23 protein-coding genes and 1 pseudogene are annotated in these 23,140 nt (G+C 70.8%); 8 read left to right on the top strand and 16 right to left on the bottom strand.

The genetic code is table 11. The annotated features are described in order from the left end of the window. Positions 1-14 precede the first annotated feature (14 nt). From GRC12_RS05120 to GRC12_RS05095, 6 genes are all read right to left on the bottom strand, one after another. The gene (locus GRC12_RS05120; protein WP_208777763.1) at positions 15-308 is read right to left on the bottom strand and encodes an SCO5918 family protein; all 294 of its coding nucleotides are present in this window, start codon (positions 306-308) and stop codon (positions 15-17) included. 137 nt (positions 309-445) lie between these two features. Further along, positions 446-1,900 carry a DEAD/DEAH box helicase gene (locus GRC12_RS05115; protein ID WP_208777761.1) on the bottom strand — a complete coding sequence of 485 codons (1,455 nt, stop codon included), beginning with the start codon at positions 1,898-1,900 and terminating at the stop codon, positions 446-448. A 187-nt stretch (positions 1,901-2,087) separates the two neighbouring features. Further along, entirely contained in the window at positions 2,088-2,291 is a 204-nt protein-coding gene (locus GRC12_RS05110; RefSeq protein ID WP_007383480.1) for a cold-shock protein, read from the bottom strand. A 233-nt stretch (positions 2,292-2,524) separates the two neighbouring features. Beyond that, positions 2,525-2,863 carry a helix-turn-helix domain-containing protein gene (locus tag GRC12_RS05105; RefSeq protein WP_208777759.1) on the bottom strand — a complete coding sequence of 113 codons (339 nt, stop codon included), beginning with the start codon at positions 2,861-2,863 and terminating at the stop codon, positions 2,525-2,527. Between the two features lie 202 nt (positions 2,864-3,065). After that, entirely contained in the window at positions 3,066-3,476 is a 411-nt protein-coding gene (locus GRC12_RS05100; RefSeq protein WP_208777757.1) for a (R)-mandelonitrile lyase, read from the bottom strand. Between the two features lie 39 nt (positions 3,477-3,515). Further along, positions 3,516-4,532, bottom strand: coding sequence for a zinc-dependent alcohol dehydrogenase family protein (locus GRC12_RS05095; RefSeq protein ID WP_208777755.1), 1,017 nt, complete (start codon positions 4,530-4,532; stop codon positions 3,516-3,518). 210 nt (positions 4,533-4,742) lie between these two features. Between GRC12_RS05095 and GRC12_RS05090 the strand changes: the two are divergent. Beyond that, positions 4,743-5,336 (top strand): annotated as a pseudogene (locus tag GRC12_RS05090) (helix-turn-helix transcriptional regulator); the annotation flags it as partial. 214 nt (positions 5,337-5,550) lie between these two features. Here the strand turns inward: GRC12_RS05090 and GRC12_RS05085 are convergent. After that, positions 5,551-7,203, bottom strand: coding sequence for an FG-GAP repeat domain-containing protein (locus GRC12_RS05085; RefSeq protein ID WP_208777752.1), 1,653 nt, complete (start codon positions 7,201-7,203; stop codon positions 5,551-5,553). A 15-nt stretch (positions 7,204-7,218) separates the two neighbouring features. Beyond that, positions 7,219-8,988, bottom strand: coding sequence for an alkaline phosphatase D family protein (locus GRC12_RS05080; protein ID WP_308286476.1), 1,770 nt, complete (start codon positions 8,986-8,988; stop codon positions 7,219-7,221). Positions 8,989-9,145: 157 nt separating this feature from the next. On the opposite strand from GRC12_RS05080, the gene GRC12_RS05075 reads away from it, so the two are divergent. Next, positions 9,146-9,784 carry a DUF4232 domain-containing protein gene (locus GRC12_RS05075; protein ID WP_208777750.1) on the top strand — a complete coding sequence of 213 codons (639 nt, stop codon included), beginning with the start codon at positions 9,146-9,148 and terminating at the stop codon, positions 9,782-9,784. 102 nt (positions 9,785-9,886) lie between these two features. Here the strand turns inward: GRC12_RS05075 and GRC12_RS05070 are convergent, their stop codons facing one another. The 7 genes from GRC12_RS05070 to GRC12_RS05040 all read right to left on the bottom strand — a co-directional run bounded on the left by GRC12_RS05070 (position 9,887) and on the right by GRC12_RS05040 (position 16,409). Beyond that, positions 9,887-10,681 carry an enoyl-CoA hydratase/isomerase family protein gene (locus GRC12_RS05070; protein ID WP_208777748.1) on the bottom strand — a complete coding sequence of 265 codons (795 nt, stop codon included), beginning with the start codon at positions 10,679-10,681 and terminating at the stop codon, positions 9,887-9,889. Next, positions 10,678-11,928: a cytochrome P450 gene (locus GRC12_RS05065; protein WP_208777746.1), complete on the bottom strand. Its 1,251-nt coding sequence runs from the start codon at positions 11,926-11,928 to the stop codon at positions 10,678-10,680. The genes GRC12_RS05070 and GRC12_RS05065 overlap by 4 nt, the downstream gene beginning before the upstream one ends. A gap of 121 nt (positions 11,929-12,049) precedes the next feature. Continuing rightward, on the bottom strand, positions 12,050-13,420 hold the full coding sequence (locus GRC12_RS05060) for a cytochrome P450 (RefSeq protein WP_208777744.1): 1,371 nt from the start codon (positions 13,418-13,420) through the stop codon (positions 12,050-12,052). Between the two features lie 10 nt (positions 13,421-13,430). Continuing rightward, entirely contained in the window at positions 13,431-13,991 is a 561-nt protein-coding gene (locus tag GRC12_RS05055) for a GTP-binding protein (RefSeq protein WP_208777742.1), read from the bottom strand. Between the two features lie 3 nt (positions 13,992-13,994). Further along, positions 13,995-14,384 carry a DUF742 domain-containing protein gene (locus GRC12_RS05050; protein WP_208777739.1) on the bottom strand — a complete coding sequence of 130 codons (390 nt, stop codon included), beginning with the start codon at positions 14,382-14,384 and terminating at the stop codon, positions 13,995-13,997. After that, on the bottom strand, positions 14,377-15,222 hold the full coding sequence (locus GRC12_RS05045; protein ID WP_208777737.1) for a roadblock/LC7 domain-containing protein: 846 nt from the start codon (positions 15,220-15,222) through the stop codon (positions 14,377-14,379). Before GRC12_RS05045 ends, GRC12_RS05050 begins: the two co-directional genes overlap by 8 nt. After that, complete coding sequence (locus GRC12_RS05040) at positions 15,219-16,409, bottom strand: ATP-binding protein (protein ID WP_208777729.1); 1,191 nt, start codon at positions 16,407-16,409, stop codon at positions 15,219-15,221. Before GRC12_RS05040 ends, GRC12_RS05045 begins: the two co-directional genes overlap by 4 nt. Positions 16,410-16,871: 462 nt before the next feature. On the opposite strand from GRC12_RS05040, the gene phoU reads away from it, so the two are divergent. The 6 genes from phoU to GRC12_RS05010 all read left to right on the top strand — a co-directional run bounded on the left by phoU (position 16,872) and on the right by GRC12_RS05010 (position 21,865). Continuing rightward, positions 16,872-17,546 carry a phosphate signaling complex protein PhoU gene (gene phoU, locus GRC12_RS05035; RefSeq protein ID WP_208777727.1) on the top strand — a complete coding sequence of 225 codons (675 nt, stop codon included), beginning with the start codon at positions 16,872-16,874 and terminating at the stop codon, positions 17,544-17,546. A 104-nt stretch (positions 17,547-17,650) separates the two neighbouring features. Continuing rightward, positions 17,651-19,072 (top strand): amidase, encoded by a 1,422-nt coding sequence (locus GRC12_RS05030; protein ID WP_208777724.1) that lies wholly within the window; start codon positions 17,651-17,653, stop codon positions 19,070-19,072. Positions 19,073-19,098: 26 nt separating this feature from the next. Beyond that, positions 19,099-19,317, top strand: coding sequence for a hypothetical protein (locus GRC12_RS05025; protein ID WP_208777722.1), 219 nt, complete (start codon positions 19,099-19,101; stop codon positions 19,315-19,317). Between the two features lie 166 nt (positions 19,318-19,483). Beyond that, entirely contained in the window at positions 19,484-20,971 is a 1,488-nt protein-coding gene (locus GRC12_RS05020; RefSeq protein WP_208777720.1) for an SPFH domain-containing protein, read from the top strand. 190 nt (positions 20,972-21,161) lie between these two features. Continuing rightward, positions 21,162-21,374, top strand: a complete 213-nt coding sequence (locus GRC12_RS05015; RefSeq protein WP_208777718.1) for an antitoxin — start codon at positions 21,162-21,164, stop codon at positions 21,372-21,374. A gap of 44 nt (positions 21,375-21,418) precedes the next feature. Beyond that, positions 21,419-21,865, top strand: a complete 447-nt coding sequence (locus tag GRC12_RS05010; RefSeq protein ID WP_208777716.1) for a type II toxin-antitoxin system PemK/MazF family toxin — start codon at positions 21,419-21,421, stop codon at positions 21,863-21,865. Between the two features lie 186 nt (positions 21,866-22,051). On the opposite strand, the gene GRC12_RS05005 is transcribed toward GRC12_RS05010, so the two are convergent. Beyond that, positions 22,052-22,876 carry a TIGR02452 family protein gene (locus tag GRC12_RS05005; RefSeq protein ID WP_208777799.1) on the bottom strand — a complete coding sequence of 275 codons (825 nt, stop codon included), beginning with the start codon at positions 22,874-22,876 and terminating at the stop codon, positions 22,052-22,054. Positions 22,877-23,140 lie beyond the last annotated feature (264 nt).

Genomic DNA, 23,140 nt, shown 5'->3' with positions numbered 1-23,140 from the left:
GATGCGCGTACGGCTCAGGTCCACGGCGTGGCCGTGGTCGGCCAGGGCGCGGGCAGATCCACGGTCGGGGCCGGCGGCGCCTCGTGGCAGGAGAAGCCGAGGCGGACCAGCGCCCTGCGGACCTCCCCCGCGGTGAAGTCACGACGGTCCTGCCGGGTGATCACCTCGCCGACCTGCATGACGGGGTAGGTGCGACGGCCGATGGTCACGGACACGCCGGTGACGTCCTCGGGCTTGATGCCCCGCATCGACTGCTCGACCTCGCTCTTGGTGAGGTCGAAGGGGTAACGGGCGATGACACAGCGCATGGTGCCTCCACAGGGCTGAGACGGAGCCGCCGGGCGGGCCGACGACGTACGGGCGGTCAGGGCAGATGGCGAGGACGCCCGGGGTGTGGCCGCGTTCGTCCGATCACGGGTGACGGGGCGCACGGGGAGATCAGGTCTCATCCGGTCCGTCGGGCCCGGGCGGGCTGCCCGGCTCGGCGGCGCCCGGAGGAGCGGGCGCGTCCCGGTGCGGCGGTGACCGGGCCGGGGAGCGTGACGGGCGTGCCGGAGGGCGCCCGGGCTCCGGTGATACGGCTGAGCTCGGCGTCGCCCGACCGGGTGCGGACGGTGCGCGCGGTGACGCCGGCGTCGGCCAGCAGGCGGCTCATCGCACGCCGTTGATGCCCGAGGACCATGGTGACGACGGTGCCGGACGCCCCGGCCCGTGCGGTACGGCCGCCGCGGTGCAGGTAGTCCTTGTGGTCGCCGGGCGGGTCGACGTTGACGACGAGGTCGAGATCGTCGACATGGATGCCGCGGGCCGCGACGTTGGTGGCGACCAGGGCCGTGACCTGGCCGTCCTTGAACTGGGCGAGCGTGCGGGTGCGCTGCGACTGGGACTTGCCGCCGTGCAGCGAGGCGGCACGCACCCCGACCGCCAGCAGCTTCTTCGCCAGTCGGTCCGCCGCGTGCTTGGTGTCGAGGAACAGCAGGACCCGCCCCTCGCGGGCCGCGATACGGGCCGCGGTGGCGTGCTTGTCCTCCTCCTCGACGTGCAGCACGTGGTGCTCCATCGTGGTGACCGCGCCCGCGGCGGGGTCGACCGAATGCACGACGGGGTCGTGCAGGTACCTCCGCACCAGGCGGTCGACGTCCCGGTCGAGGGTGGCTGAGAACAGCATCCGCTGGCCGTCGGCGGGCACCTGGTCGAGCAGGGCGGTGACCTGCGGCATGAATCCCATATCGGCCATCTGGTCGGCCTCGTCGAGGACGCTGACGGCGACCTGGTCCACACGGCAGTCGCCCCGGACGATGAGGTCCTTGAGCCGCCCGGGTGTCGCGACGACGACCTCGGCGCCGGCGCGCAGCGCGCTCGCCTGCCGGCCGATGGACAGACCGCCGACCACGGTCGTGAGCCGCAGCCGCAGCGCCCGGGCGTAGGGGGTGAGCGCGTCGGTGACCTGCTGTGCCAGTTCTCGGGTGGGGACCAGGACGAGGGCCAGCGGCCGGCGAGTCTCGGCCCGGCGACCGTGGATGCGGACGAGCAGGGCGAGCCCGAAGGCGAGCGTCTTGCCCGAACCGGTACGTCCACGGCCCAGCACGTCACGGCCTGCCAGCGAGTTCGGCAGGGTCGCCGCCTGGATGGGGAACGGCGCCGTCACCCCCTCGGCCAGCAGCGCGGCCCGCAGCGGCTCGGGCAGATCAAGGTCGGCGAAGGAGTCGGCAGGAGGCAGAGACGGGGTGGCGGCCGACGGCGCGGTCTCTTCGCCGGACGCGGCGGAACGAGACGTGATGGAGCGGCTCCTGCGGCCGCTCCGCCCGCTCTCGTCCGGACGGGAACGAGTGTTGCGGTGCGCCGGCTTCTCGCGCTGGGAGCGGGCGGCGTCATCACTCGTGCGACTTTTGCGGTTCATGCGGAACCTTCCTCGATGCGGCACGTGTCGAGGAATTCCGGGAGGCGGCGCGGTGCCGTACCGAGATTCGCAAGAATGGGCCTGCCCGGGTGCCGTGGATCTGGCGTGGTCTGCCGTGAAAATGCAACGAATCGGGGCCCGCACCCAGGGTGCGGGCCCCGATCACGTGGAACGCGACGCGTGTGTGTCAGGCGGGAACGATGTTCTCGGCCTGCGGGCCCTTCTGGCCCTGCGTGACGTCGAAGGTAACCTTCTGGCCTTCCTGAAGCTCGCGGAAGCCGCTGGTGGCGATGTTCGAGTAGTGGGCGAACACGTCAGCGCCGCCACCGTCCTGCTCGATGAAGCCGAAGCCCTTTTCCGCGTTGAACCACTTCACGGTGCCAGATGCCATATTGAATCTCCCTTTGGGGGCAGTGCCGGGTTCCGCACTTTACGGAATCCGAGTCGCCGCGATGATCACCCCTCCGGAAAGATCCGGAAAGCTCTGCAAAGAAACAAGTCTCTGGCAACCAAAACTGCAACCGTAGCCACGCTAACACAGGTGGAGCGGGGACACGTCCCGGGTTTTGGCGGGCATCCAGGTATTCTCACCCTGCCGCGACCCGCATTTCTGTTCCGGCGGTACTAGATATTCGCGCCGTCCTCATCCAGCTTGCGGCGCAGCTCCCGGTTCAGCCGGAGGGCGTCGTCGAGCTGGTCCTCGAGGGAGACGATGCGGCAGGCGGCCTCGATGGGCGTGCCCTGGTCGACGAGTTCACGCGCGCGGGCTGCGGTGCGCAGCTGGCGGCGGGAGTACCGGCGGTGACCGCCTTCCGACCGCAAGGGAGCGATCAACTCGGCTTCACCGACGGCACGCAGGAAGGCGGGGGTGGTGCCGAGAACGTCGGCGGCGCGCCCCATGGTGTACGCGGGGTAGTCGTCGTCGTCGAGGTTCCCGGCGACAGGGGCGTTCTCAGCGGGCATAGCCGCCTTTCGTTTCGGGGGCTCCGAAGGAACCGGCACGGAGGGCCGAGGGAATCGGCGCCAGGTTCCTGGTACCCCCAACCCTAGTCCCGCAGCCCCGAAGATCTGGCTTCGCCGTGACAGATTTTCCCCACGAGGAGGAGCCGGCCGCTGACGCCCCGTCGGGGATCCTCCGGTCAGGTGAAGTGAAGCTGCTCGCGGGTCAGTCGGTGGACGGGGCGGTGGCGTACTCCTCGTCGGTGACGGGGGTCAGCCAGTGGACGACGTCGTGGTCGGTGTCGCTCTCGTTGATGGCGAGGTGGACCATGAGCCGGTCGGGCGCGGCGCCGTGCCAGTGCTCCTCGTCGGCCTCGAACAGGACGCGGTCGCCGGGCCGGATGACCTCGATCGGCCCGCCCCGGCGTCGGCACAGACCGACCCCCTCCGTCACGAACACGGTCTGGCCGAGCGGGTGCCGGTGCCAGTGGGTGCGCGCGCCGGGCATGAAGTGCACGAGGTTGGCGCTGACCCGGGACGGCTCCGGTGCGGCGGCGACGGCATCGATGTAGACGTCACCGGTGAACCAGTCGGCGGGACCCTTGGCGGTGGCGATCGAGCTGCGGGTGATCTGCAAGGCCGTTTCCTTCTGTGTGGTTCCTGCGCTGCGGTCGTTTCAGGGCTTGAGGAGGGTCTTGACGGCGCGGCGTTCGTCCATGGCCCGGTAGCCCTCGGCGACCTGGTCGAGCGGGAGGGTGAGGTCGAAGACCTTGCCCGGGTTGATCCGCCCCGTCAGGACGCGGTCGATGAGGTCGGGCAGGTAGCGGCGTACGGGGGCGGGGCCGCCGCGCAGGCCGACGTGGGAGAAGAACAGCTCCTGGCCGTCGACGGCGACCTCGTGGGGGACGCCGACGAAGCCGACGGTGCCGCCGGGCCGGGTGGAGTGCAGGGCCTGCCGCATCGACTGGGCGGTGCCCACACACTCCAGCACGCTGTCCGCGCCGATGCCGCCGGTGAGGTCCTTGACGCGGGCGACGCCTTCCTCACCGCGCTCGGTGACGATGTCGGTCGCACCGAACTCGCGGGCCAGCTTCTGCCGCGACTCGTGCCGGGACATGGCGATGATCCGCTCCGCGCCCATCTCCTTCGCGGCGATCACGGCGCACAGGCCGACCGCGCCGTCGCCGACGACCACCGCGGTGGAACCGGGCCCGACCTCGGCGGCGTCGGCCGCGTACCAGCCGGTGCCCATCACGTCGGACACGGCCAGCAGCCCCGGCCAGAACTCCTCGCCCGGTACCTCGCCGGTGGCGACCAGGGTGCCCTGGGCGTTGGGGATGCGCACGTACTCGGCCTGGCAGGTGCTCATGAACTCGCGGTTCAGGCAGTTGGACTGCCATCCGTTGCGGCAGTTGGCACAGACGTTGTCGGAGGTGGCGAAGGAACCGACGACGAACTGGCCCGGCCTGACCGCCGTGACCTCGCTGCCGACCTCCTCGACGAAGCCGACGTACTCGTGGCCCATGGGATGCGCCTCGTCGGTCGCGTCGAGGCCGCGCCAGGGCCACAGGTCGGAGCCGCACACACAGGTGACGGCCGTGCGGATGATCGCGTCCGTCGGCTTGAGGATCTTCGGGTCGTCCAGGGTCTCGAAGCGCACGTCGCCGGGGGCGTGGATCACTGCTCCGCGCATGGGGGATTCCTTACGTTCTCGATCGGGGGTGTGGGCGGGCGCGCCGTTGACTTCGCGCGCCGCCGGGCCGGTCATCCCGGGGAGCGGCGGTGCCGCTCGGGATCACCTCTGTCTCAGGTAACCGCGTATCCCGGCGGTGAGCGAGTTACCGGTGAAAGGTGTACCGGCAGTACATCCCTCGCGTGGCGGGCAGGCCGTACGGTCGAGGACATGGACAACCGTGAGGAGGTCCGCGAGTTCCTCACCTCGCGGCGAGCGAAGATCACCCCGGACCAGGCCGGCCTGCCCGCCGGTTCCCGGCGTCGTGTGCCCGGGCTGCGCAGGAGCGAGGTCGCCGCGCTGGCCGACATGAGCGTGGAGTACTACGCGAAGCTGGAGCGGGGGAACCTCGCCGGCGCCTCCCCCGCCGTCCTCGAGGCCGTGGCCCGCGCACTGCGACTGGACGACGCCGAGCGCGCCCATCTCCTGCACCTGGCGCAGGCCGCCGACGGCTCCGACGCGCTCACCCGCCCGCGTCGCCGTACCGCCGCCCGGCAGTGGACCCCGCACCGCAGCCTGCAGTGGACGCTCGACGCGATCACCGCGGGTCCGGCGATCGTGGGCAACGGCCGTATGGACATCCTGGCCGCCAACTCCCTCGCCCGCGCCTTCTACACCGACCTGTTCGCCAACCCGGACAACCAGCGGAACCTGGCCCGCTTCAACTTCCTCGACCCGGCCTCCCGCCGGTTCTACCCGGACTGGGAGCTGTTCGGGGACATGGCGGTGGCCATCCTGCGCCGTCGGAAGAGGGCCTACGCCTGCTCGCCTCCCTGGCGGCCACGGAAGCCGTCAGCCCGGCAGAGCGGCACCCCACCGCCTGAAACCCCGACCACCGGCGCCGCACGGGTCGACGTACCGCTACTTCCCCGAGGGCAAGCAGCAGTTGGCGGCGGAAGCCCGTCCATCGCGATCGACGAGTGATCGGACACCGGAGCGGACAAGGGGCTGATGACCAGGGCGGGGCGGTGGGCCGGGGTCACAGCAGGTCCGACCAGCCGCTCCAACCGCTCGTCGCCTTCGTCACGCGGCCCTTGAAGGTGCCCGTGCCGGTGCCGGCGTAGAAGTACAGGGCGCCTGAGGAGTTGGTGGCCATGAGGTCGGCCTTGCCGTCACCGTTGGCGTCCCCCGGCGAGAAGAGCTTCTTGTACTGCTGCCAGCCGCTGCCGATCTTGACGCGGGCCGAGAAGGGAGCGGACGCGCTGCCCGTGCCCGCGTAGCGCCACAGGGCGCCGGAGGAGTCGCGGGCAAGGAGGTCTGGGCGGCCGTCGCCGGTGATGTCGCCGCCGCCGACCAGGGCGTTGTACTGCTGCCAGCCGGTGCCCAGCTTCACCCGCCCGGCGACGGAGGTGCCGGAACCGTTGCCCGCGTAGAGGTAGAGCGTGCCGGTGCTGGTCACGGCCAGCAGGTCCCCCTTGCCGTCGCCCGTCACGTCGCCGGGGCCGACGATCCGGCTGTACGTCGTGGAGCCGGCGGCGATCAGCGGGTCGGTCAGGGCGTAGAACGCCGGGTTGGTCAGCTTGCCGTCGCTGACGGAGTGGACGACCAGGTCGCCCAGGCCGCTGTCGCGCAGGGAGGAGGCGTAGGCGAGGCGGGTGGAGGACGTCGGCCAGGACGAACCGATCAGCAGCTTGCCGCCCAGGTTGCCGGTGCCGGTGACCTGGTAGCTGTAGACGGACCCCGACGACGTACGGGCCATGATCCCGTACTTGCCGAAGTGCGGGGTCTCGCCCGCCCCCGCGAACTGCGTCACCGCGCCCCAGCCCTTGCTGCGGGCGGCGCGGGTCGCGAAGGTGCCGTTGCCGTTGCCCGCGTAGAACCAGAGGTTGCCGGAGTAGTCCCGGGCCAGCAGGTCGGCCTTGCCGTTGCCGTCCCAGTCGCCGCCTCCGACGATCTGGTTGTACGACCCCCACTCGGTCCTGGAGTCCTTGACCTTGGCGTTGAAGGTGCCGCCCTTCTTGCCCAGGTACCGGTAGAGGACGCCGGCCGGAGTACGGGCCAGCAGGTCGCCCACGCCGTCGCGGTTCAGGTCGCCGGCACCGATCAGTTCGTCGTACTGCTGCCAGCCGGTGCCGATCTTGACCCGGCTGCCGAAGGCCCCGGTGCCCAGGCCCGGACAGAAGTACAGGGTTCCGGAGGGTGTGCGGGCCAGCAGGTCGACCTTGCCGTCGCCGTTCATGTCACCCGGTGCGGCGATCTTGTTGTAGACCTGCCAGCCGGTGGCGACCGTTTTGCGTGAGCCCAGACCGCCGGGGACGCGGGCGAAGATGCCGTAGTGGAAGGACAGGACTCCACTGGAGCTCAGGGTGAGCACGTCCTGGACGCCGTCGCCGTCGAGGTCGCCCGGGGTCAGGACGTCCTTGACCTTGGAGACGTCCGCGTCGAGGGCCATGGTCTCGGCCGAACCGGTGTTGATGTACAACTGGCCCGCCACATTGCGGTAGACGAGGTCCGAGGTGCCGTCGCCGTCGAAGTCGCCGCGGGCCGGCCCGCTGGCGTCCGCGTCGGAGGGCAGCACCGTCAGCACACCGGCCACGAGCACGGCGGCGGTGCCGGCGAGCAGGGACGCCCTGACGGCGACGGGGCGCCGGTGTCTGTGGTTCCCGTCGCGCCGGGATCGAAGGGTGAACACGTTCTCTCCCGGAGGTCAGGCGGTGGTCGTCACGTCGGTGGGTGACACCTCGGTGGAGGTGCCGGTGGAGGTACCGGCGGGGCTCTCGGTCGGTGGTTCGGTCGTGTCCGTCGGGGTCGCCTGATCCGTCGGGCTCGAGGACGCGTCCGCGCTCTCGCTCGCCGGTGCCTGCGTCTGCGCGTCGACCCGGTGGACGCCCGGCACACCGTCGTCGACCCGGAAGGACGCTGCCGTACTGGTCGTACCGTTCTTGGTCAACACCGTTGAGACGGTTCGCAGTTGGGCGTCGATGCCGGTCGGGGTGATGTCGAGGAGGAGATAGCCGCGGCGCGCGTCGATCATCTTCCAGTGCGGGTTGTCCGCCAGCTTGGGCGCCCACTCGGCGGCGAAGGCCTCGAGGTCCTCGTCGCCGTTGCTGGAGATGGACGTGCCGACGAACTCCGCGCCGACGACCGTCGAACCCGGGTCGGAGTAGTCCAGTTTGAGGTCGCTGACGATGGTGCGGTGGCGGTCGCCGGAGAGCACCACGGGGTTGCGGACGTCCTGGAAGTCGGCGAGCAGGGCGTTGCGTTCGACCTGGTAGCCGTCCCAGGCGTCGTAGAGCCACTCCTTGCCCTCGCCGGCGAGGATGTCGGTCTCGGCCATCATCACCTGGGAGGCGACGAGGTTCCACCGCTTGCCGGAGGTGCGCATGCTGCCCACGAGCCAGTCGCGCTGGGTGTCGCCCATGATGACGCGGCCGCTCTCCATCGCGCCCTGCTGGGTGGTGGCCTGGTCGTCGCGGTACTGGCGGGTGTCCAGGACGTGCAGCCGGGCCAGGGACCCGAAGTCGAGCTTGCGGTACATCAGGACGTCCGGGCCGCTGGGCTTCTGCGCGGAGCGGATCGGCATGTGCTCGTAGAAGGCCTGGAAGGCGGCCGCCCTGCGGGCCAGGAACTTGTCGGTGGGCCAGGCCGCCGGGTCGTTCGGCACGTCGCCGGCCCAGTCGTTCTCGACCTCGTGGTCGTCGTAGACGACGACGAAGGGGGCGCCCGCGCGCATCGCCTGCAGGTCCGGGTCGGTGTTGTACTGCTCGTGGCGGGAGCGGTACTCGGCGAGGCTGACCGGCGCGGCCGAGCCCTCGTGCCGGCGTACCCGGTAGGAGAAGGCGGAGCTCTCGTAGATGTAGTCGCCGACGAACAGCACCAGGTCGGGCTTCTGGGCGCGCATGTCCTGGTAGGCGGTGAAGTAGCCGTGCTGCCAGTTCTGGCAGGAGGCGAGCGCGATCCGCAGCTTCTCGGGGGTGGTGCCGGCGGCGGGGGCCGTGCGGGTGCGGCCGGTGCGGGAGGTGTGGCCGAGCGCCTTGAACCGGTACCAGTAGTCGGTCGCCGGGGTGAGGCCCGTCACGTCGACGTGGACGCTGTGCGCGAGGCTGCTGCTCGCCGTCGCCGTACCACTCTTGACGATCTTGGTGAACCCGCTGTCCGAGGCCAGCTCCCAGGTCACCGGGACACTGGGCGGCAGGATGCCGGAGTTGCCCTGGTTGACGGGGGTCACCCGGGTCCACAGCACGATCGCGGTGGGCAGCGGGTCACCGGAGGCGACGCCCAGTTTGAAGACCGTGCCGGAGACCGACGCACCGGCACCGGCCGGTGCCGTCGAACCGCCCACCGAGGCCGAGGCGTTCCCGGTCAGGAGCTGTCCGCCCGCCACCGCCCCCGCGGCTCCCAGTGTGAGGGCCCCCGCGCCGAGAAAGCGCCTTCTGCGTATCCCCTCGGTGCCCGTGGCGTCGCTGCTCGACTGCACGCGCGTACCTTCCCCCCGTGGCGGTGCGCGCTCCGCAGCGCCGGTGAACGTGATCGGCGAGGATTCTATGCAATACGCTCACCCTTGCGAGTCCCGGGCCGTCAATCCGCTCGAAACCGTCCGTTCAACAGCGTCCGTCCGACAACAGGCAGGAGCCATGCGCCGACTACCGATCGCCGTCACCGTCCTGCTGCTCGTCGGGGCGGCGGGGTGCTCGTCGACGTCCTCCTCGTCGCCGTCCGGTGCGGCGGACCGTCCGGAAAGCGGTTCCGCTTCCAGGTCGCCGGGGTCGTCGAGTTCGTCGGGTACGGAGGCCAAGGGCCGGGCCGACAGCGGTGGTACGGCGCCCCCGTCGGCCGGGGTGCTCTTCGGAGCGGACTCCCTGCCGAGCCCCGCGGCCGACCACTGCCGCACGAAGGATCTCAAGGGCACGGCCGTCAGCACCGGTCAGGGCCGGGCCTCGGTCGTGATCACCAACAAGGGGGACGGCTCGTGCACGGTGCGCGGCTTCCCGTCCCTCATGTTCGTCGGGACGGCCGGCCGCGTGGAACTCCCGGTCGACTGGACCGGGTCGGCCGCCGAAGCGCCGAAGGTCAGCCTCTCCCCCGGTGATTCCGCTTCCGCCGCGCTCACCTTCACCGGCGTCGAGGACTGTGACGTCGTCGCGGGCGTCGACGTCGTCCCGCCCGGCGAGTCCCGCCCCCTCAGCCCGGCGTTCACCGGAGGCGGCGGGAAGAAGACGACCGTGCACATCTGCGACACGGGTGTCCGCGTGAAGGCGTTCACCGCGTCCTAGGACCGGCACGCTCCGTACGGATACGCGATCGCCGCGGGCGACGAACTCAGGTCGTCGCCCGCGGCGATGTGCGTCCTTTCGGCCGCGCCCTTCGAGGAGTGCTCAGTCGGCGGCCGGACCCTGGTTTCGGATCGGGACGAGATACGGGGTCAGGAGGTGGGAGTCGAGCAGGGACACGTCGGCCGTGCGGTCGGCGCGCGCGTAGCCGGCGAGCATGCGTTTGGTCAGGACGAGGGCTTCCGGCGAGCGCCTCAGCAGGGGGCGCGTCCACGCGCCGACTTTTTTGTCCAGTTGGTCGAGGGGCGCGATCTCGTGGACCAGGCCGATCCGGTGGGCCGTGTCCGCGTCGAACACGTCGCAGGTCAGCAGGAGTTCGCGGATCCTGGCGACGCCCGCCTCGGAGATCAGACGGCCCATGGCTCCGCCCCAGGCCGGCGGGAGGCCGAGGCCCACCTCCGGCATCCGGAAGCGGCAGGTGTCGGCGGCTGCCCGCAGGTCGCAGAAGGCGGCGAGCGCGAGACCGGCACCGATCACCTTGCCGTGCAGGCGGGCGATGGTGATCGCGTGGGTCGTCTCCAGGGCGTTGCACAGCCGGTGGGCCCGGTCCGTGATCCGCCGCAGTGCGGCGCCGGTCGGGTCCGTGGCCAGCGCCGTCTCGTATTCGGTGCGGTCGGCTCCCAGACAGAAGTCGTCCCCCTCGGAGGACAGCACCAGAACACGGATGTCGGGCCGCCCGTGGAGGTCGTCGAGAACGGCGATCAGGTCGTCCAGGACGGCGACGCCGAGCGTGTCGTCCTGCCGGGTGGGGTTGAGGCGTACGTGGAGCACCGGGCCGTCCTGGTCGACGGCCACGGTCTTGTGCGCGCGGGCGAGGAGGGTGTCGCCGGTCTCGTTCATGCGAAGGTGACGTCCAGGTTCAGCAGACGCCGGAACGCGACCCGGGGCGCCCAGGACGGGCGTCGTACCAGGGTGAGGCGGGGCAGGCGTCTGAGCAGGTGGTGGAGGAGGGTCTGCGCCTCCAGGCGGGCGAGGGGTGCGCCCAGGCAGTAGTGGATGCCGCCGCTGAAGGCGAGATGGTCGGGCCGCTCACGCCGGAGGTCGAACCGGTCCGGATCCGGATGCCGGGTCGGGTCCCGGTGTGCCGCGCCCACCATGAGGTGGATCATGTCGTCCTTGCGGACGGGGAATCCGCCGATCACGTTGTCGGTGGCGGCGATCCGGCTGATCACGTGCGTGGGCGGGTCGTGACGCAGGGTCTCTTCGACGAAGACGGGAACGAGGGAGGGGTCGGCGGCGAGCTGGTCCCAGCGCTCGGGATGCTCGACGAGCCGCAGGACCATCGTCGACAGCAGCGTCGAGGTGGTCTCGAGTGCGGCGAGTAAGACGAAGAGGGCGATGAAATAGACGGCTTGGTCGGCCTTGTCGCGGTCGGGTTCGAGGGTGTCCCAGGTCTGGATCCACATCGACACGGGGTCCTCGCCGGGGCGTTCGCGCCGCTGGCGGACCAAGTCGGTGAAGTAGGCGCGCAGTTCGGCCGTGGCCGCGTCGGAGAGCGCCAACTGGCTGGCTGTCGGCAGCAGTTCCTGGGTGAAGACCTGGTCGTGGGTCAGTTCACGCAGTCGGGGCCGGTCGGCGGCCGGGATCTCCAGCCAGTCGCCGATGGCGGCCACCGGGAGTTCCTCGCTGACGAGGGCAACGAAGTCCGCCTCCCCGTGGTGGAGTTGCTCGGCCAGGGAGGTCAGGAGCTGATCGGTCGCCTGACTGATCATCCGGCCGATCCGCTGCATGGCGGTGCGGCCGAACGTGCCGGCCGCCCTGCGTATTCGGGTGTGTTCAGGGGGATTGAGCGCGGGCATGGTGTTGCTCATCTCCCGCGAGGAGGGGGCGCTCCAGCGGGTGCGCGGGCCCTGGCTCTCGCGCCAGCGCTTGTCCGGCTCGAGCCACCCGCGGTCGCGCAGTACCTGGTCACACATGTCGAAGCCGGTCACGAGCAGGCCGCCCCACGGCGCCGGGGTGACCGGGCCCATGGAGCGGAGTTGCGCATAGAGGGGGAAGGGGTCGGCCTGCCCCTTCGCCGTGCGGAGACGGGAGAAGAGGGCGACGGCCGAACGGCGGTCGTGCGACGGGTGTGCGTCAACCACCATGATGACGGCTCCTTTTTCTGGGGAATCAGCCGCCATACGTACCCATGGGTAAATTGAACCATCCACTAAACCGAGTTAAGTGAGGGTTACCTTCGTCACTTGTGTTCGTCAATTCCCTTGGTCATTCCCCTCTGGTCCATGCCAGGAATCGGCTGAACAGGCCCCGGGGCTGCGCGGGGGCCTTGGGTGCCTGAGGCGTCGGCGTGGCGGTCCGCTGGGGAGTGGCCGCGGTGGGCTGAGCCGTGTGGGCACGCGCCGGATCGGCGGCGGCCGCCGCGCGCAGGGTCCGCGGCGTGAAGCGGACCGGCAGGGTCACCAGGGAGCGGCTCCAGGGGGTCGGTGCCCAGGTCAGGTCCTTGAACGGGACCCGCATCTCGATGTCCGGCAGCCGGTTGAGCAGGGACTCGACGGCGGTGACCGCGATCATGAAGGCGGGGTCCTTCGCGGGGCACGCGTGCGGGCCCGCCCCGAAGGCCAAGTGCGCCTTGGTGCTGAGCTGTTCGCGATGCTGCGCCAGCTTCGGGTCGGTGTTGGCAGCCGCGAAGGAGATCAGGATGGGGTCGCCCGCCTTGAGCACCCGGCCGCCCAACTCGACGTCGTGGGTGGCGTAGTGGCCCGCGTAGTTGGCGATCGGCGCGTAGTTCCACAGAGTCCGGGCGACGGCGTCCTCGACGGGCAGCGCTGCCTGGCCGTCCTCGCTGAGGAACAGCGCGGCGCTGGTGCCGATGGCGGCGGCCAGCGGCGCGGTGCCGCCGGACAGCAGAGTGACCAGCTGGTGCAGCACCTCCTCGTCGGTCAGCTGCGCCGGGTGCTCCATCAGCTTCGTCGTCAGGTCGTAACCGGGCCTGCGGTGCTTGAGGGCGATCAGCTCCGCGAGCGCCCCGCCCAGCACCTCGTCCGCGCCGGGGGTCCCCTCGAAGATGCCGCTGATGCCGACGATCACCCGGTCGCCGAGTTCCGGCGGGCAGCCGAACAGATCGCTGAAGACCAGCAGGGGCAGCGGCTGGGCGTAGGCGGCCATCAACTCGGCCCGGCCGCGCGGCTCGGCGCCGAACTGGCTGATCAGGTAGTCGGCGGACTGCTGGGTCTGCCGTACGAGCTTGAGTTCGTTGACGGTGGCGAGACTGTCGACGACCGCCTGGCGCAGACGGGCGTGCGCCGCTCCGTCGCTGAACAGAGCGTTGGGCCGGTATCCCATCATGGGCAGCGCCGGGCTGTCCTCGGGCACACGCCCCTCGTTCAGCGCGTTCCAGCGGCGCGAGTCACGGACGAAGGAGCCGGGGTTCTGCAGGATGTACAGGGCGGCGTCGTAGCTGGTGACCAGCTCGACCTCGACCTCGGGCGCGATCTCCACGGCGGCACTGGGGCCGAGGGAGCGCAGGTAGGTGTAGGTGGCTTCGGGGTCGGAGCCGAACTGGGGGCCGTACAGCGGGACCTTGCCGTGGGCGGGGCACCCGGGCGGTATCTCCTGCGCGTCGTGCTGCTGGTGCATGGCGGGGCTCCTAGGCGAGAAGGGACTTCAGGTGCTGCACGAGGGTGATGAGGGCCTGGGCCGCCGAGTGCTGGTCGCGCACGTCGCAGGCCACGACCGGGGTGTCCGCGGGCAGGTTCAGCGCCTCGCGGACCTCGTCGAGCGGATACGTGGTGGTGCCCTCGAAGTGGTTGACGCCGATGGCGTAGGTCAGGCCGAACCGTTCGACCAGGTCCAGCACGGGGAAGGACTCGTCCAACCGCTGGGGGTCGACGATGACCAGCGCGCCCAGCGCGCCCCGGGAGAGTTCCTCCCACATCTCCTTGAAGCGCTCCTGTCCGGGCGTTCCGAAGATGTAGAGGACCAGCTCCTCGCTGAGGGTGAGCCGGCCGAAGTCCATGGCGACGGTGGTGGTCGTCTTGTCGGGGGTGCGGGAGAGGTCGTCGAAGCCCACGCTGGCCTCGGTGATCTCTTCCTCCGTCTGCAGGGGTTCGATCTCGGAGATGTTGCCGATGTAGGTCGTCTTGCCGACTCCGAAGGGCCCCACGACGAGGATCTTCACCGAGCGCAGGACGTCTGGATCCAGGTACACGGGCTACGCTCCGAATCGGGATTTCAGGCCATCGAGGACGGCACCGAGCAGTTCTCGGTCGAGGGGATCGGCGCGCGGCACGGGCTTTCTGACGAGGACGAGACCGCTCTCCTCCAGCTGTGCCAGGAGAATGCGCACGACACCCAGGGGCAGGTGCGTATGGCCGGCCACCTCGGCCACGGACAGGAAGCCGTCGGCGACCAGGTCCATGATCACCTGGCCTTCCGGCGACAGCGTGCGGGCCGCGGCGCCGCCCTCCTTGCGCGCGGTCACGAGAGCGGTGCGCTCGTACTCCTGGTCCGGAGGCAGAGCACGCCCGTTCGTGATCACGAACAGTGGCACTAATGAGGACGTCAGTTCCAGATGCGGCTCCTGCCCGTACTCGTCAGACATCGCTGCGCACCCCCTCCCGCGGCATCCGGTACTCGCCCAGCCGGGCCACCGCCTGGTGCAGGCGAGTGGTGAACTCCTCGATGTCGGTGTCGTGTTCGGCGGCCGCGGCCAGCAAGGAGCCGCCGCTGGCCGCGATCAGGAAGATCCAGCCGTGCTGGAACTCGATGACCGTCTGCCGCCACCCGGCGTCGTCTTGAACGCCCGCGAACCGGGACGTCACACGGCTGTAGGCGTGAATGCCCGTCATGGCCGCGGAGATGGTGTCCACGAGATCCCGGCTGATGCCCGAAGTCGCCCCGCGGGGCAGGCCGTTGACTCCGAGGAGCACGGCGTGCCGGGCCCCGCGCACGTCCGCGATCACCTCGTCGAGGTCGTCGAGGACCAGTCCCGAACGGTCGGCGCCCGCGTCCCGGGCCGTGCCGGCCGCGCCCTGGGGCGGCTCCTCCGCCTCCACCCGCGGCGGCGCGGTCAGGTTGTTTCCCAGCCGGGCGACGAGCCGGTGCATACGGAAGGAGATCTGCTGGATGTCGACGTCGGGTTCCGCGGCGGCGGCCAGGTAGGCCCCCTGCCCCGCCCCGATCAGGAAGATCCACCCGTGGGAGAACTCAATGATCGTCTGGTGCCACTGCGGGTCCTCCACCGGCTCGATGAAGTGCGCCGTGGCCCGGCTGAGCGACTGCATCCCGGCCATGGCGGCGGAGATGGTCTCGACATCCCTCTCCAGCAGGCCGTCGGTGGCCCCGCGGGGGATGCCGTCCGCGGAGAGCAGGACGACGTGACGTGCCTTGGGCACATTGGTCACGATGTCCGTGAGCATCCACGACAGGTCGGTGGTCATGCGTCTTGGGACCCTTCGCTGGACGCGGAGTCGAGGTTGCGGCCCGAGAGCGTGCCTCGCTGCAGGGCACCGAGGGCGCCCAGACTGCGGCCGGAGGCGCGGCCCGCGTCCTGGCCCGCCCGGGACGGCGCACGCCCGTCCTGACCCGAGACGCCCGCGACGGGAGTCTGCCGACTGGTCCGCTTGGGCAGCCCGTGCACCGTGCGGGGCCTGTCACCGGTCCCGCCGTCGGCCCCGCGGACGATGCTCACCGGAGCGGCCTGGTCGACCGGGGAGGGCTGCTCCTCCGTCCACAGCTCCTCGGGCAGCAGCACCACGGCACGGACTCCGCCGTAGCGGGAGACACCGGTGACGTCCACCCGGAAGCCGTGCTGGCGGGCGAGGAGGCCGATCAGGGGGAAACCGAACTTCGGCTGGGTGCCCAGCTGCGACAGACGCGGGACGAAGTCACCGGACAGCAGGGCGGTGGCCCGCTGCCGGTCCTCGTCGTTCATGCCGACGCCGGCGTCGTCGATGATGATGCACAGGTTGCGCTGGACGCGCTGGAAGGTCACCTCGATCGGCGCGTCCTGCTGCGAGAAGCTCGCCGCGTTGTCCAGCAGTTCGGCCACCGCGAGGGAGACCGGCGAGACCGCGGACGCCTTCAGCGCGAAACCGGTCTGCTGCATGATCTCGACGCGGCGGAAGCTGCGGATCTGCGACTGCGCGCTGCGCACCACGTCGTAGACGCTCGCGGCCCGGTTGCGGCGGCCGACCGGCGCACCGCACAGCACGGCGATGCCCTGCGACTTGCGCTGCATCTGCGCGTTGGCGTGGGTCACTTCCAGCAGGTCGCCGAGCACCGCGTGACCGCCGTACTTGCGCTGGAGTTCCTCCAGGACCGCCATCTGCTCGGCGGCCAGACCCTGCAGGAAGCGGGCCGAACCCTTCAGTACCGCCTTGGTGCTCTCCTCGGAGGCCTCCTCGGCCTCCCGGATCGTGCCATCGAACTCCTGCTGGTACTTCTGCAAGGCGGCCTGAACAGACAGCACTTGGGTCTGGGCGGCGTTGAGCTGGCTCGTCAGCGATGCCTCGGTCTGTCGCTTTCTCTCCCCCAGGGCCCTGTTGCGGACGACGAGCACCACGATCACCGCGACGGATATCACCGTCACCGCAACCAGGCACCACGCAAGCACGTCTCGACTCATGGAAACCTTTCCCGACGCATGAAATGCAGACGTAGACGGATGCACTCCCCCGCGAGTACGCACCCGCGACACACACAGCGCCTGCCCGAGCGCGGTGGCGCGGAGAGCAGGCTGACCTCAAGTCAGCGCCTGAAGTGAGTGGATCAAGGTCGCAGATGCGGGGATGCTACCACCGGAAGGCACGCGTCCAAGAGCCGCCCTCCCCTTCCTGCGCAACTTCAACACGCCGTCTAATAGGCCAAGTTGGGGGAGGCGGAGCATGCTGCGGGAATGTGCCGACGCCACCGGGCAACGTTCACGGAGAATTCACCCGGCAACGTCAGGTCGATCACCCGTATTGATCAGCGGTGAGGAGCCGTTCCGGTGCCGAAGATCTTGACCGGTCCTTTCGCCTCCGGGCCGGGGCGATGTGCGAGTCTGGCAAGGGTGGCACGGGCCCAGGAACGGGATGGTGAAGATCCAATGCGCGAGGCGTACCACAAGGAACTGGAGACGATCACCGAGGCACTGGTCGAGATAGCGAACCTGGTCGGTTCCGCCATGGGGCGCGCCACCGGTGCCCTGCTGGACACCGATCTGCAGCTGGCGGAGCAGGTGATCTCCACCGAGGAGCGGATCGAGGAGCTGCAGCGGGACCTGGAGGAACGGGCGATCGCGGTGCTGGCGCGCCAGCAGCCGGTCGCCACGGACCTGCGGATGGTGGTGACCTCGCTGCGGATGAGCGCGGACCTGGAGCGCTGCGGTGTACTGGCCCAGCATGTCGCCACGGTGGCCCGCCGCCGTCATCCCGCGCACGCCGTGCCGCAGGATCTTCGTCCCACGATCCTGGAGATGGGCCAGCTCGCCCAGCGGCTGATGGCCCAGGCCGCCGACGTGCTGATCACCCAGGACGTCGAGGCGGCCCTGCGGCTCGAGCAGGACGACGACCGCATGGACGAGCTGCACCGCATGATCTTCCACCACCTGATGGACGAGCGCTGGCACCACGGCGTCGAGACGGCCGTCGACGTCACCCTGGTCGGCCGCTACTACGAACGCTTCGCCGACCACGCCGTCTCCGTCGCCCGCCGCGTGGTCTACCTCGTCACGGGCGAAAGCGCCGACGACTACCTCCCCGACACGCCTCTGATCACCTGACCCCTCGATCAAGTCCCCCTCAGGGCAGGGATGTTCGAGATTGCGCGCCGCTGCGGGTCCGAGGACGTTACCGTTCGGTAGACAGACGTTCCGGGAGGTGGCCCATGACGTTCGACCGTGCCGCAGGACTGGCGGAGTCCGCACGGGCGCTGGCCGCCGGTGAGGTGACCTCCCGTGCGCTCGTCGAGCGGGCACTGGCACGGATCGACGCGACTCAGTCCTCCCTCAACACCTTTCGGGTCGTCCGCGGCGAGGCCGCCCTCACCGAAGCGGACGCCGCGGACCGGGAGTTGGCCGCCGGCGTCCGCAAACCCCTGCTCGGCGTGCCCGTCGCCGTCAAGGACGACATGGATGTGGCCGGCGAGCCGACCGCCTTCGGGTGCGAGGGGCAGTTCCCGCCGGTGGCCCAGGACGGGGAGGCGGTACGGCGGCTGCGGGCCGCCGGGGCCGTCGTCGTCGGCAAGACCAACACCTGCGAGTTCGGGCAGTGGCCCTTCACCGAGGGCCCCGCGTTCGGCGCCACCCGCAACCCGTGGAATCCGGAGCACACCCCGGGCGGCTCCTCCGGAGGTTCGGCCGCCGCCGTCGCCGCCGGACTCGTGCCCGCCGCACTGGGCTCCGACGGCGCAGGATCCGTCCGCATCCCCGCCTCCTGGACCCACCTGATCGGCATCAAGCCCCAGCGCGGCCGCATCTCCACCTGGCCCCGCGGCGAGTCCTTCCAGGGCATCACCGTCAACGGCACCCTCGCCCGTACCGTCGCCGACGCGGCCCTGCTGCTCGACGCGGCGAGCGGCAACCACGACCTCGACCCCCACCGCCCGGCCCGCATCGACGCCTCCGAGGCGGTCGGCCGCGATCCCGGCCGGCTGCGCATCGCGCTCGCCCTCAAGCCGCCGTTCACCGCGCTGCCGGCCCGCCTGCAGCCGGAGGTACGCCGACGCGTCGTCCAACTCGCTGAAAAACTCGGCTCCTTGGGGCACCTGGTGGAAGAGGCCGACCCGCCGTACGGCCAGATCGGGCTGACCTTCATCCCCCGCGCGACCGTCGGCCTCGCCGAACGCGTCCGCGAGGCCCCCTTCCCCGCCCTCCTCGACCGGCGCACCCGCGACGCCGCGCGGCTGGGTCGGCTGCTCGGTGGGGCACCGCTGCGGATGGCGCGGCAGCAGGAGGCGGTTCTGCACCGTCGTATCGGCGCGTTCTTCCGCTCGTACGACGTCGTCCTCGCGCCCACCACGGCCGCTCCCCCGCCGCGCATCGGCGCGATGCTGCCGCTCAGCGGGCTCGCCACCGACCGCGCGATGATCGCCGCCTGCCCCTACGCCTGGCCGTGGAACGTGCTGGGCTGGCCCGGCGTCAACGTCCCGGCCGGCTTCGTCGACGGACTGCCCGTCGGCGCCCAACTCCTGGGCCCCGCGGGCAGCGAGCCGCTGTTGATCTCCCTCGCGGCGCAGGCGGAGGCCGAGTTGCGCTGGCACGAGGCGTGGCCGCCGCCGCAGGTCGTCACCGACTCACCGGCGGCGTAGGCGGGGCGGGCCCGTACCCTGTGACCATGGACGATGCGTCGATGGTCGGGCTCATGGGGCGGGTCACCGGCACGGTCGGGCCCGGGCTCGTCGGCGAGGTGATCGTACGGGTGCGCGGCGGGGCCGAGCACTTCCTCGCGTATCCGGCGACCGGGACGGCGCGCATCGAGCGGGGCACGGTGGTGGTGGTGGTGGAGTACCTGCCGCCGCGGACGGTCTACGTGACCGAGGCGTACGACGGCTGAGCCGTCCTCTTACCTCACGTGAGCCCGTTTCCGCGCAGGTGAGAGCCTGTTCAAGGGGCCCTGCGTCAAGAAAACGACAAGGATTCGCAGGCGTCTTCACCCCGGCGCCGCGCGGGAGCACACTCCCTTCGTTCGGTGCCGAGAGGGCACCATGCAAAGGGGGCGTATGCCGATGGTTGTCGGCGTCGTTGCGGGAGTGGTGGTCGCCGCCATTCTCGTTCTGGTCGGTCTGTTCAAGGCGATGTGGCGCGTCGCGGAACCCAACGAGGCGCTGGTCATCTCCGGCTCCAAGCACCGTACCGAGGGCTTGGAGGAGGGCATGGGATTCCGCATCGTCACCGGGCGGGGCACCTTGGTGCTGCCCGGGGTGCAGGCGGTGCGCAAGCTCTCCCTCGATCTGAACGAGACCGAACTGCACGTGGACTGCGTGACCCACCAGGGCATTCCGCTCAAGGTGCGGGGCGTGGTCATCTTCAAGGTGGGCGACGACTTCGTGTCGATCGCCAACGCCTCCCGGCGGTTCCTGGACCAGCAGAAGCTGATGGCGGAGCGGGTGCACAACGTGTTCGCCGGTCATCTGCGGTCCATCGTCGGCGGGTTGACGGTCGAGGACATGATCCGCGACCGGGAGAAGCTCACCGCGCAGACCCGGGCCGCCTGCGGCACGGAGATGGAGAAGCTGGGGCTCATCGTCGACTCCCTGCAGATCCATGAGATCGAGGACCCGACCGGGTACATCCAGAACCTGGCCATGCCGCACGCCGCGGCCGTCCAGCGGGACGCGCGCATCGCGCAGGCGGAGGCGAACCGGCTGGCCACCGAGGCCGAGCAGCAGTCGTTCGCGCGGATGGCCGAGGCGACCCGGGACAGTGAGATCCTGCAGGCCGGCTACCAGGCCGAGCGGGACAAGGCGGCCGCGAAGGCGCGGCAGGCCGGTCCGCTGGCGGACGCGGCCGCACGGCAGGAGGTCGTCGTCCAGGAGACACGGGTCGCCGAACTCGAGGCGCACCGGCGGGAGCAGCAGCTGCAGGCGGACGTCCGCAAGCCGGCGGACGCGAAGGCGTACGAGAAGCGCACGCTGGCCGAGGCCGAGCGTGACGCGCGGATCTCGGCGGCGCAGGCCAAGGCGAAGGAGACGGAACTCGCGGCGGCGGCCGAGGCGACCCGGGTCAAGACGGCCGCGGGGGCCGAGGCCGAGGCGACCAAGACCCGGGGTTCCGCCACGGCGGCCGCCACGCGGGCCACCGGTGAGGCCGAGGCGGCGGCCGCGCAGGCGAGGGGTCTGGCCGACGCCGAGGCGACCAAGGCCAAGGGTCTCGCCGAGGCGGAGGCCATCAAGGCGCGGGCCGCCGCCCTCGCCGAGAACCAGGAGGCCGTCGTCGCGCAGCAACTCGCCGAGAACTGGCCGGAGATCGTGAAGGCGGGCGCGTCCGCCTTCGGCAGCGTCGACAACATGGTGGTGCTCAACGGGGCCGACGGCATGGCCGACATGCTCGCCAAGGCACTGACCATGGGCGGTACGGGCCTTGGCCTCGCCCGCCAGCTGCTCGCCTCGATGAATCAGAACTCCCAGCCCGCGAACGGCACTTCCCCGTCCCTGAACGGCATCGCCGCACCGCCGTCGCAGAAGGTGGCGGTGGAGAAGGAGGGTTAGCGGACGGGGGTCCGCACAGCACACCCCGGGGGTCCTCGGCTTCGAGGGCCCCCGGTCCGTTGCGCCGCCGGTGCTCGCGGTTCGTGCCCCGTGTGCATCACGCGCCCTCTTGTCCGCAGCCGTCGGACCCGGCGAGCATCGCCCTGTATCCGGTCACGCGGTCACGGCCGCGACTCGAGGAGGACGCCCGATGTTCGAGTCCCTGAAGAACCTCAAGGACAAGGCGGAGGACATTGCCGAAGCGCATGGCGAGGTCATCGGAGAAGGGCTGGAGAAGGCGGGCGACATCATCGACGACCGCACGGACGGCAAGTACGGCGACCAGATCGACACCGGCGTGGACAAGGCCAAGGATCTGGTGGAGCGGCTGCGCGAACAGGCCGCGGAGGAGTCCTCCGGCTGAAACCTGCCCACGCCCCCCGTACGGACAGACCTTAAGGTGCGTGCGTGACTGCGTTTACCGATGAGAACGTTCCCGGCCGCTTCGGCGCCAGTGCCACCACCGAGGCCGATCCGCGCCGGGTGGGCACGGTGCGTACCGAGTACTCCCCCGCGCATGACGGCGACCCCGACCCCGGCGAGATCGTGTGGACGTGGGTGCCGTTCGAGGAGAACGACGGCCGCGGCAAGGACCGCCCCGTCCTGGTCGTCGCCCGCGAGGCCACCGGCACCCTGCTCGCCGTCCAGCTGTCCAGCAAGCGGCACGACGGCGACCGCGAGTGGGTCGCGATCGGCAGCGGGCCCTGGGACCGCTCGGGGCGTGACTCATGGGTCGACGTGGACCGGGTGCTGCGCCTGCACGAGGAGGGAATGCGCCGCGAGGCCTGCGCGCTGGACCGGGGCCGGTTCAACCTGGTGCGGCAGCGGCTCGCGGAACGGTACGGGTGGAGCTGACCCTGCCGCCTGCCTCACACCGTCACGAGGCCACTCCCAGGGCGATGTCATGCGGATCGGCCAGGACCGCTGAGGAAACTCGCCGACGCTGAACAAACTCGCCGACTCGGGAACTCCGCCCGTCCTTCGTCCGTCTAGCCGGGTGAGTCCCCCGCAGCATCCCCCGTCTGCGGGGGACTCGCCGGCCTACGGCTGGAGCTGGCGCTGCGGGAACGCCCGTACGAACGCCGCTCGGACCGTCTGACCGGCCGTGCGGTCCAGGATGCCGAACGTGACGTGCTCGAAGGTCTCGGCGAAGCGGCCGCCCGGGCCGAGCAGCGCGCGGAAGGCCCCGGCCACCTGCGCCGGGTCGTTCTGGAAGACTCCGCAGCCCCAGGCGCCCAGCACCAGGCGGCGGTAGCCCTGGGCCGCGGCCGTCTCCAGCACCCGCTCGGCGCGAGTCGTCAGGGCCTGCGGCAAGTCGGCGGCCCGCTCGGGCGTCGTACGGCGGACCACGCCGGCGTTCGGGGCCGCCGCCGTGAGGAAGCCGGCGGTGAACGGCTCGTCGAGCAGGCGGCCGCGGTCGTCGCGGAAGACGGGGACGGCCGGTGAGTGGATGACACGGTCCGTGTAGAACGGGTCGCGGTGGGCGCGGTGGTGTGCGTAGAACTCCGGCGCCTGAAGCAGGCACGTGTAGAGCGCGGAGGCGCGGCACAGGGCCTCCTCCTGGGCCTGCGCGCCGTTCAGGAAGCCGCCGCCGGGGTTGCGGGCCGAGGCGAAGTTCAGCACCGCGACCTCGCCGCCGACACGGCGGGCGGCCTCCAGGCTGCTCTCGCCGGTGACCTCGAAGAACGTCCCGGCGGGAACGGCCTGCGGTGTCCGTATCGGATCGGGCCCGTACATGGCCGTACCGGCTCGGGCCGCCGCGACCGCCGCCGCGATGGACACCTCGTGTCCGTCGGGCGCGCGATAGGTGCCCGCCGCGACGATCCGCTCGGTCTCGTGTGCGATGCCGCGCAGGCGCGCGCTCATGGCGCCACCCCCGTCGGCGCCGTGCGCGCGCGCCGTGCGCGCTCCCCCGTCGTGCTCATGCACGCATCCTGGGTGATGCTGGACATGCGGTGCAACAGAGTTTTCCGCACTCGTGAACACCCAGGAAAACCGCAGAAAACACCCGGATCGAGGAGATTACCGAGTCGGAACGTGCCGGTACGCACCCTTGTGCGAATCGGCGCGAGGGTTTTGGGTGGGACGGGTGTCGCCGTCCGGGAGCCCCGGCGCCCCGGTCGACGGCAC

The organism is Streptomyces griseorubiginosus (assembly GCF_017614965.1).
Classification (GTDB): Bacteria; Actinomycetota; Actinomycetes; order Streptomycetales; family Streptomycetaceae; genus Streptomyces; species Streptomyces griseorubiginosus_B.
Note: the sequence above shows the minus strand (reverse complement) of the source record. Positions and strands in the feature narration are given on the sequence as shown.

Bases quoted from the DNA above. Each gene is read 5' to 3' on its own strand.
- GRC12_RS05120 (WP_208777763.1), bottom strand. From the start codon at position 308: ATGCGCTGTGTCATCGCCCGTTACCCCTTCGACCTCACCAAGAGCGAG.
- GRC12_RS05115 (WP_208777761.1), bottom strand. From the start codon at position 1,900: ATGAACCGCAAAAGTCGCACGAGTGATGACGCCGCCCGCTCCCAGCGC.
- GRC12_RS05110 (WP_007383480.1), bottom strand. From the start codon at position 2,291: ATGGCATCTGGCACCGTGAAGTGGTTCAACGCGGAAAAGGGCTTCGGC.
- GRC12_RS05105 (WP_208777759.1), bottom strand. From the start codon at position 2,863: ATGCCCGCTGAGAACGCCCCTGTCGCCGGGAACCTCGACGACGACGAC.
- GRC12_RS05095 (WP_208777755.1), bottom strand. From the start codon at position 4,532: ATGCGCGGAGCAGTGATCCACGCCCCCGGCGACGTGCGCTTCGAGACC.
- GRC12_RS05075 (WP_208777750.1), top strand. From the start codon at position 9,146: ATGCGCCGACTACCGATCGCCGTCACCGTCCTGCTGCTCGTCGGGGCG.
- GRC12_RS05070 (WP_208777748.1), bottom strand. From the start codon at position 10,681: ATGAACGAGACCGGCGACACCCTCCTCGCCCGCGCGCACAAGACCGTG.
- GRC12_RS05065 (WP_208777746.1), bottom strand. From the start codon at position 11,928: ATGGTGGTTGACGCACACCCGTCGCACGACCGCCGTTCGGCCGTCGCC.
- GRC12_RS05060 (WP_208777744.1), bottom strand. From the start codon at position 13,420: ATGCACCAGCAGCACGACGCGCAGGAGATACCGCCCGGGTGCCCCGCC.
- GRC12_RS05050 (WP_208777739.1), bottom strand. From the start codon at position 14,384: ATGTCTGACGAGTACGGGCAGGAGCCGCATCTGGAACTGACGTCCTCA.
- GRC12_RS05045 (WP_208777737.1), bottom strand. From the start codon at position 15,222: ATGACCACCGACCTGTCGTGGATGCTCACGGACATCGTGACCAATGTG.
- GRC12_RS05040 (WP_208777729.1), bottom strand. From the start codon at position 16,409: ATGAGTCGAGACGTGCTTGCGTGGTGCCTGGTTGCGGTGACGGTGATA.
- phoU (WP_208777727.1), top strand. From the start codon at position 16,872: ATGCGCGAGGCGTACCACAAGGAACTGGAGACGATCACCGAGGCACTG.
- GRC12_RS05030 (WP_208777724.1), top strand. From the start codon at position 17,651: ATGACGTTCGACCGTGCCGCAGGACTGGCGGAGTCCGCACGGGCGCTG.
- GRC12_RS05025 (WP_208777722.1), top strand. From the start codon at position 19,099: ATGGACGATGCGTCGATGGTCGGGCTCATGGGGCGGGTCACCGGCACG.
- GRC12_RS05020 (WP_208777720.1), top strand. From the start codon at position 19,484: ATGCCGATGGTTGTCGGCGTCGTTGCGGGAGTGGTGGTCGCCGCCATT.
- GRC12_RS05015 (WP_208777718.1), top strand. From the start codon at position 21,162: ATGTTCGAGTCCCTGAAGAACCTCAAGGACAAGGCGGAGGACATTGCC.
- GRC12_RS05005 (WP_208777799.1), bottom strand. From the start codon at position 22,876: ATGAGCGCGCGCCTGCGCGGCATCGCACACGAGACCGAGCGGATCGTC.